This is a genomic window from Enterobacter sp. 04-C-12-SI-ECC (assembly GCF_047530715.1).
In the GTDB taxonomy this organism is placed as follows: domain Bacteria; phylum Pseudomonadota; class Gammaproteobacteria; order Enterobacterales; family Enterobacteriaceae; genus Enterobacter; species Enterobacter bugandensis.
Map to the genome: position 1 here is coordinate 105,218 of NZ_JBLKDI010000019.1, position 8,185 is coordinate 113,402.

The following is an 8,185-nucleotide window of genomic DNA, read 5'->3' on the forward strand; positions in this document are numbered from 1 at the left end:
CGTCTATGTGGTGTATTATTCAACAGAATGCTTGATAGGGATAATCGTTCATTGCTATGCTATCTATCGCCATGAACTATCGTGGCGACGGAGGATGAATAATGAATATTCGTGATCTTGAATACCTGGTAGCGTTAGCCGAGCATCGTCACTTTCGCCGCGCGGCAGATTCCTGCCACGTCAGCCAGCCGACGCTGAGCGGGCAGATCCGCAAGCTGGAAGACGAGCTGGGCGTGATGCTGCTGGAGCGCACCAGCCGTAAGGTGCTGTTCACCCAGGCCGGTCTTCTGCTGGTGGATCAGGCGCGCACCGTGCTGCGCGAGGTCAAAGTGCTCAAGGAAATGGCAAGCCAGCAGGGAGAGGCCATGTCCGGCCCGCTGCATATTGGCCTGATCCCAACCGTTGGCCCGTACCTGTTACCGCACATCATTCCAATGCTGCACCAGACGTTCCCGAAACTCGAAATGTACCTGCACGAAGCGCAAACCCATCAGCTGCTGGCGCAGCTGGACAGCGGCAAGCTCGACTGCGCCATTCTGGCGTTGGTAAAAGAGAGCGAAGCGTTTATTGAAGTACCGCTGTTCGATGAGCCGATGATGCTGGCGATCTATGAAGATCACCCGTGGGCGAACCGCGATCGCGTGCCGATGGCCGATCTGGCGGGTGAAAAGCTGCTGATGCTGGAAGACGGTCACTGCCTGCGCGATCAGGCGATGGGCTTCTGCTTCGAAGCGGGCGCTGACGAAGATACCCACTTCCGCGCAACCAGTCTGGAAACGCTGCGTAATATGGTGGCGGCGGGAAGCGGTATTACGCTGCTGCCTGCGCTGGCCGTGCCACGCGAGCGTAAGCGTGATGGCGTGGTGTACCTGCCGTGCATTAAGCCGGAGCCGCGTCGCACCATTGGCCTGGTGTATCGCCCAGGGTCACCGCTGCGCAGCCGCTATGAGCAGCTGGCAGAGGCCATCCGCGGTGCGATGGATGGCCATTTTGACAGCGCGTTAAAACAGGCGGTTTAAGCCGTTCAGCGCGGCTACCCGATAGGCTTCTGCCATGGTCGGGTAGTTAAAGGTGGTGTTAACGAAGTACTCAATGGTGTTACCACCACCTTTCTGCTCCATGATTGCCTGGCCGATATGAATGATTTCCGCCGCGCGTTCACCAAAGCAGTGAATCCCGAGGATCTCTTTCGTCTCGCGATGGAACAGAATTTTCAGCGTACCTACGCTCATCCCCACGATCTGCGCCCGCGCCAGATGTTTAAACTGCGCACGACCTACCTCGTAAGGCACCTTCATTGACGTCAGCTGCTGCTCGGTTTTTCCCACGGAACTGATTTCCGGAATGGTGTAGATCCCCGTCGGGATATCTTCGATCAGATGCGCCGTCGCTTCGCCTTTCACCAGCGCCTGAGCGGCAATGCGGCCCTGATCGTAAGCGGCGGAGGCCAGGCTCGGGTAGCCAATTACGTCGCCCACCGCGTATACGTGCGGCAGCGCGGTCTGATACATGCTGTTGACCTTCAGCTGACCGCGGCTGTCTGTTTCAAGCCCGATATTTTCCAGCCGCAGTGAATCGGTATTGCCGGTACGGCCGTTGGCGTACAGCAGGCAGTCCGCCTTCAGCTTCTTACCGGACTTCAGGTGCATGATCACACCGTCATCGCAGCCTTCTATTTTCTCGTACTCTTCGTTGTGACGAATCACCACGCCGCTGTTCCAGAAGTGGTAGGAGAGGGAGTCTGACATTTCCTGATCGAGGAACGCCAGCAGGCGATCGCGGGTGTTAATCAGGTCAACTTTGACATCCATTCCGCGGAAGATCGACGCGTATTCGCAGCCGATGACCCCTGCGCCATAGATAATGACGTGGCGGGGTTCATGGTGCAGGCTCAGAATGGAGTCGCTGTCGTAGACGCGTGGGTGTGAGAAGTCGACGTCGGCCGGATGGTAAGGGCGTGAACCGCAGGCAATCACAAATTTTTCAGCGGTGATCGTCTCAATCGAACCGTCGTGGCATTCGAGTGCCAGGGTGTGTTCATCCACAAAATGCGCGTTGCCCTGCAGGATTTCACAATGGTTACGCTCATAAAAGCCCTGACGCATGCGCGTCTGCTGGTTAATGACGGTATCCGCGTGATTCAGGATGTCGGCAAAGGAGGAACGAAGAAGTCGGGAGTGGTCGCTGTAAAGAGGGTTCTGGTTAAATTCGATAATGCGGCTAACGGCGTGGCGGAGGGCTTTCGATGGGATGGTGCCCCAGTGGGTGCAACCGCCGCCGACATTATGGTAGCGCTCGATGACCGCTACTCTGGCTCCCTGTTTCACCAGACCCATAGCAGCACCTTCGCCGCCGGGGCCGGAACCAATAACTATTGCGTCGTAATCGTAGGAATGTGGCATGGCAAGGCTTACCTGTTCTTATACATAAAAGCAACAGAATCATAACATCATTGCCAGGGTAACCCAATTATCGTTGTGCTTTTTTCCGGCAGTGGAGCACAAACCGCACGTAAACAATCATTCACAAAGCTGAGCAAACAGATTAATTTTATTCTCTGGTATAGTGCCATCAGGCCTTTGGAAGGATTCAACTATCGTGATGGGCGTAAGAGCACAACAAAAAGAGAAAACCCGGCGTTCGCTGGTGGAAGCCGCATTCAGTCAACTGAGTGCTGAGCGGAGTTTTGCCAGTTTGAGCCTGCGCGAAGTCGCACGCGAGGCCGGGATTGCGCCAACGTCCTTCTATCGTCACTTTCGTGATGTGGATGAACTGGGCCTGACCATGGTCGACGAGAGCGGTTTGATGCTGCGCCAGCTGATGCGCCAGGCGCGTCAGCGTATCGCCAAAGGCGGCAGCGTGATCCGCACCTCCGTGTCGACGTTTATGGAATTTATCGGCAATAACCCCAACGCGTTTCGTCTGCTTCTGCGCGAGCGTTCGGGCACATCGGCAGCGTTTCGTGCCGCCGTCGCGCGGGAAATTCAGCACTTCATCGCGGAACTTGCCGACTATCTTGAACTCGAAAACCATATGCCGCGTGCCTTTACTGAAGCACAGGCCGAGGCGATGGTGACGATTGTGTTCAGCGCGGGTGCCGAAGCGCTGGACGTCAGCATTGAACAACGCAAGCAGCTTGAAGAGCGACTGGTATTGCAGCTCAGGATGATCTCCAAAGGCGCGTACTACTGGTATCGCCGTGAACAAGAGAAACTGGCACATCAAACCGAAGAGTGAAGGTGAGTAATGAAACAGTCAGGTCAGGATAAAGGGACGCTGTTGCTGGCATTGATCGCTGGCTTATCCATTAATGGCACGTTTGCCGCTATTTTTAGCTCCATCGTGCCATTTTCGATTTTCCCGCTTATTGCGCTGGTGCTGACGGTCTACTGCCTGCATCAGCGTTACCTGAACCGTACGATGCCGGTTGGGTTACCGGGGCTGGCCGCTGCCTGTTTTATTCTGGGCGTATTGCTGTATAGCACCGTGGTGCGCGCGGAGTATCCTGATATCGGCTCTAACTTCTTCCCTGCGGTACTGTCCGTGGCGCTGGTGTTCTGGATTGGCTCGCGCATGCGTAGCCGCAAGAGCCAACTGCCAGAGTAATGAGGTCTGAGTAGGGCAGGTAAGCGAAGCGCCACCTGCCGAAAACGCCGGCTAGTTACTTCGCCGTGAGCAGTACACCGCACTCCATATGGTGTGTATACGGGAACTGATCGAACAGCGCCAGACGTTCAACCTTGTGCGTCTGGCTTAATGTTTCCAGATTCTTGCACAGCGTCTCCGGGTTACAGGAGATGTACAAAATACGCGGGTACGCCTGCACCATCTTTTCGGTTTCGCTGTCCAGGCCGCTGCGCGGCGGGTCGACAAAAATCGTCTCACACTGATAGCTCTTCAAATCGATCCCTTCCAGGCGGTTAAACTGGCGTACACCGTTCATGGCCTGGGTGAACTCTTCTGCCGCCATGCGAATGATCTGCACGTTATCGATATGGTTAGCGGCGATGTTGTACTGCGCGGCCGCTACCGACGGCTTGGCGATTTCCGTTGCCAGCACGCGTTCGAAGTTACGCGCCAGCGCCAGCGAGAAGTTGCCGTTACCGCAGTACAGCTCAAGCAGATCGCCCTTAGATCCTTCCGTCGCCTTCAGCGCCCACTCCAGCATCTGCACGTTCATCGCGGCATTCGGCTGGGTGAAGCTGTTCTCCACCTGACGGTAAACCATCTCTTTACCCGCCACCGGCAGACGCTCGTCGACGTAATCCTGATCCAGCATGATTTTGGTTTTGGTCGCGCGGCCAATCAGGTGCACGTTGATGTTCTGCGCACGCAGCGCATCGCGCAGGGCTTCGGCCTGCTCGCGCCATTCGTCGGTCAGCGCTTTGTGGTACAGCAGAGAGACAATCGCCTGATTGCTTTGCGTGGTCAGATAGTCAATCTGGAACAGCTTGTTGCGCAGCACCGGATTGTTGCGCACGCCTTCAATGATCAGCGTCATCAGCTGGTTGATAAGCTCGCTCGCTGCCGGGAAGCTGTCCACGCGAATGCGTGATTTGGTCTGCTGATCGAAAATGATGTGGTACAGGTCGTCGCCGTCATGCCAGATGCGGAACTCGGCGCGCATGCGGTAGTGGCTGACAGGGGAGCGGAACACCTCGGGAACGGGCGCGTTGAAAGGCGTCATCATACTTTGCAGGCGGACAACTTTCTCGGCCAGCTGCGCGTCGTACTGTTCTGTCGGGAGGTGTTCTGGGGTCATGATGCGTCCTGAGTGATAAAGAATTACGCGGGGATTGTAGGGATTGTTCAGGGGATGTCCAGATTTAATGGCCAATAGCTGTCTGGACATCTATACGTGTCTAATTGTAGCATTCTGTTTCCGGTCTCCTGAGAGTGAAAAGGGAATCCAGTGAAAATCTGGAGCTGACGCGCAGCGGTAAAGACTGGCGGGATGAGAGCTGTAGACACTGTGAAAATGGGAAGTCTTCATCCGTATAACGCCACCTAGCCCGAAGACCTGCCGGGATCACGTCGCATTTGGTTTCATCATCGCGTGCTATAGATGAGGCCTGCGGCATCCTTCTTATATTGTGGATGCTTTAACAATGATTAAAAAAGTATCGCTGTTGACGGCGCTGTCCGTCACGGCATTTTCGGGCTGGGCGCAGGATAGCGCTGACTCGTTGGTGGTGACGGCAAATCGTTTTGAACAACCTGAAAAAACTATTCTGGCAGCAACGTCGGTGGTTACGCGTGCCGATATTGACCGCTGGCAGTCAACCTCGGTGCTGGACGTTATGCGTCGCTTGCCCGGCGTGGACACGGCGCAAAATGGCGGGATGGGGCAACTCTCTTCTCTCTTTATCCGTGGCACCAACTCCAGCCACGTCCTGATTCTCGTTGACGGCATCCGCCTTAACCAGGCGGGCGTCACGGGGTCGTCCGATCTCAGCCAGTTCCCGATCTCCCTGGTGCAGCGTATCGAATATGTGCGTGGACCGCGTTCGGCGGTATACGGCTCGGATGCGATTGGCGGTGTAGTCAACATTATTACCACTCGCGCGAAGGACGGTACGACGCTGAATGCCGGCGTAGGGTCGCACGGTTACCAGAATTATGGCGGCAGTACCCAGCAAACGCTGGGCGACAGCACGCGCGTCACGCTGGCGGGGGATTACACCTATACCAAAGGTTTCGATGTGGTTGCGGACGGCAACAATGGTGGCCTTGCCCAGACCGATCGCGACGGATTTATGAATAAAACGCTCTACGGCGCACTGGATCATGCATTCTCAGACCAGTGGAGCGGATTTGTTCGCGGCTTTGGCTACAGCAACCGTACGGCCTATGACGGTTACTACAGCTCATTTACCCCTGACGTTCTGGTCGATACCCGCCAGCTCTATAGCCAAACCTGGGACGCAGGACTACGCTTTAACGAGGATATATTCCATTCACAGCTGCTCACCAGCTATAGCCACAGCAAAGACTATAACTACGACCCTAATTTGGGCCGTTACGATTCGACGGCCACGCTGGATGAAATCAAACAGTACAACGTCCAGTGGCTCAACTCCGTTGATGTGGGGCACGGGAACATTGGTGCGGGCGTTGACTGGCAGAAGCAGAGCACCGAGCCGGGTACAAACTACGTGACCAACGGCTACAAGCTGCGTAACACCGGCGTCTACCTGACCGGGCTGCAGCAGCTGGGCGATTTCACTCTGGAAGGGGCGGTTCGCAGCGATGACAACTCTCAGTTTGGTCGCCATGGCACCTGGCAAAGCAGTGCAGCGTGGGAGTTCGTGGACGGTTACCGCTTCATTGCTTCTTATGGTACGGCCTATAAGGCCCCGAATCTGGGTCAACTCTATGGCTTCTATGGCAATGACCATCTTGATCCAGAAGAGAGCAAGCAATGGGAAGGGGCGTTTGAAGGCCTGACGGCAGGCGTGAGCTGGCGCGTGTCCGGCTATCGTAATGACGTTGATAATCTCATCGACTTCAATAATAACCTTCAGGAATATTACAACGTCGGCAAAGCACGCATTAAGGGTGTGGAAGCGACGGCGTCGTTTGATACAGGTCCGTTGACGCATACCGTTGGTTACGACTATGTGGATGCCCGCAATGCGGCGACCAACGAACTTCTGGACCGTCGTGCTAAGCAGCAGGTGAAATATCAGCTCGATACGCAGATCTATGAGTTCGACTGGAGCCTGACGTATCACTATCTCGGCACGCGTTACGACACTGATTTTGGTTCTTATCCGTCAGAAAAAGTGAAAATGGGCGGTGTGAGCCTGTGGGATGTCGCAGTTTCATATCCGGTCACCTCACACCTCACAGTTCGTGGTAAAATAGCCAACCTGTTCGATAAAGATTACGAGACAGTTTATGGCTACCAAACTGCAGGACGGGAATACACCTTGTCTGGCAGCTACACCTTCTAATCCGCGCCCTACCGTGCTGGTGTTTGATTCCGGCGTCGGTGGGCTTTCGGTCTACGATGAGATTCGGCATCTCCTGCCGGATCTCCATTACATCTACGCCTTCGATAACGTCGCTTTTCCGTATGGGGAGAAGAGTGAAGACTTTATCGTTGAGCGCGTGGTTGAAATCGTCACCGCGGTACAAAAGCGCTATCCCCTTGCGCTGGCGGTCATTGCCTGTAATACGGCGAGCACCGTTTCTCTTCCCGCCCTGCGTGAGAAATTCCAGTTCCCGGTTGTGGGCGTTGTTCCTGCCATAAAGCCTGCCGCGCGCCTGACGGCGAACGGTATCGTGGGCTTGCTGGCCACGCGTGGCACGGTGAAGCGTCCTTATACCCGCGAGCTGATCGACCGTTTTGCTAACGAATGCCAGATTGCAATGCTTGGCTCCGCAGAGCTGGTGGAGATGGCGGAAGCGAAACTGCACGGCGAGACGGTATCGCTCGAAGAGCTGCGTCGTATTCTTCGTCCGTGGCTGCGGATGCCCGAACCACCGGATACGGTTGTGCTGGGCTGCACCCACTTCCCTCTCTTGCAGGAAGAGCTATTAGAAGTGCTTCCGGAGGGGACGCGGCTGGTGGATTCTGGTGCGGCGATCGCCCGTCGTACGGCCTGGCTGCTGGAGCATGAAGCGCCGGATGCGAAATCTACCGATGCAAATATCGCATTTTGCATGGCTATCACGAAAGAGACTGAGCAACTTTTACCCGTTTTACGCCGTTATGGCTTTGAAACGCTCGAAAAACTGGCGCTGTAGCACGGTTTTGAGCAAAAAAGAGACGGTTGAAAGTTTTTTTTAAAAGAGGGGTTGTCAACGTCTGAGAACTCCCTATAATGCGCCTCCACTGACACGGAACAACGGCTTACAGGCCGCCGGGTTAGCGGGGTTCAGAGATGAACGCCAACAGAGAAAAGTGAAAATAATCGCTTGACTCTGAATGAGGAAAACGTAATATACGTGACCTCGCAACGGTGAGCTGAAAGCCGCGTTGCACTGCTCTTTAACAATTTATCAGACAATCTGTGTGGGCACTCAAAGTGACATGGATTCTTAATGTCTTCGGACAATAAATGAATACCAAGTCTCTGAGTGAACATACGTAATTCATTACGAAGTTTAATTCACGAGCATCAAACTTAAATTGAAGAGTTTGATCATGGCTCAGATTGAACGCTGGCGGCAGGCCTAA

General features: G+C 54.9%; 7 protein-coding genes and 1 riboswitch. Of the genes, 5 read left to right on the forward strand and 2 right to left on the reverse strand.

What is annotated here, in order from left to right; translation table 11 throughout:
- The first annotated feature begins 101 nt into the window (after nucleotides 1–101).
- Entirely contained in the window at nucleotides 102–1,019 is a 918-nt protein-coding gene (gene oxyR / locus ACMWL8_RS20385; protein WP_025758848.1) for a DNA-binding transcriptional regulator OxyR, read from the forward strand.
- On the opposite strand, the gene sthA is transcribed toward oxyR, so the two are convergent.
- Nucleotides 1,002–2,402, reverse strand: a complete 1,401-nt coding sequence (gene sthA / locus ACMWL8_RS20390; RefSeq protein WP_045260262.1) for a Si-specific NAD(P)(+) transhydrogenase — start codon at nucleotides 2,400–2,402, stop codon at nucleotides 1,002–1,004. The genes oxyR and sthA overlap by 18 nt on opposite strands.
- A 196-nt stretch (nucleotides 2,403–2,598) precedes the next feature.
- Here sthA and fabR point away from each other — a divergent pair, with 196 nt between their 5' ends.
- Nucleotides 2,599–3,237: an HTH-type transcriptional repressor FabR gene (gene fabR, locus ACMWL8_RS20395; protein WP_008501784.1), complete on the forward strand. Its 639-nt coding sequence runs from the start codon at nucleotides 2,599–2,601 to the stop codon at nucleotides 3,235–3,237.
- A 9-nt stretch (nucleotides 3,238–3,246) separates the two neighbouring features.
- A complete protein-coding gene (locus ACMWL8_RS20400) occupies nucleotides 3,247–3,606 on the forward strand; it encodes a YijD family membrane protein (RefSeq protein WP_008501783.1) in 360 nt (119 codons plus the stop codon).
- 55 nt (nucleotides 3,607–3,661) lie between these two features.
- Here the strand turns inward: ACMWL8_RS20400 and trmA are convergent, their stop codons facing one another.
- The gene (gene trmA / locus ACMWL8_RS20405) at nucleotides 3,662–4,762 is read right to left on the reverse strand and encodes a tRNA (uridine(54)-C5)-methyltransferase TrmA (RefSeq protein ID WP_045260263.1); all 1,101 of its coding nucleotides are present in this window, start codon (nucleotides 4,760–4,762) and stop codon (nucleotides 3,662–3,664) included.
- Nucleotides 4,763–4,866: 104 nt separating this feature from the next.
- Nucleotides 4,867–5,043: riboswitch (cobalamin riboswitch) on the forward strand.
- Between the two features lie 65 nt (nucleotides 5,044–5,108).
- On the opposite strand from trmA, the gene btuB reads away from it, so the two are divergent.
- Both btuB and murI read left to right on the forward strand, forming a co-directional pair.
- Nucleotides 5,109–6,956, forward strand: coding sequence for a TonB-dependent vitamin B12 receptor BtuB (btuB, locus tag ACMWL8_RS20410; RefSeq protein ID WP_045260264.1), 1,848 nt, complete (start codon nucleotides 5,109–5,111; stop codon nucleotides 6,954–6,956).
- Nucleotides 6,901–7,752 (forward strand): glutamate racemase, encoded by an 852-nt coding sequence (murI, locus tag ACMWL8_RS20415; RefSeq protein WP_028014824.1) that lies wholly within the window; start codon nucleotides 6,901–6,903, stop codon nucleotides 7,750–7,752. The genes btuB and murI overlap by 56 nt, the downstream gene beginning before the upstream one ends.
- Nucleotides 7,753–8,185 lie beyond the last annotated feature (433 nt).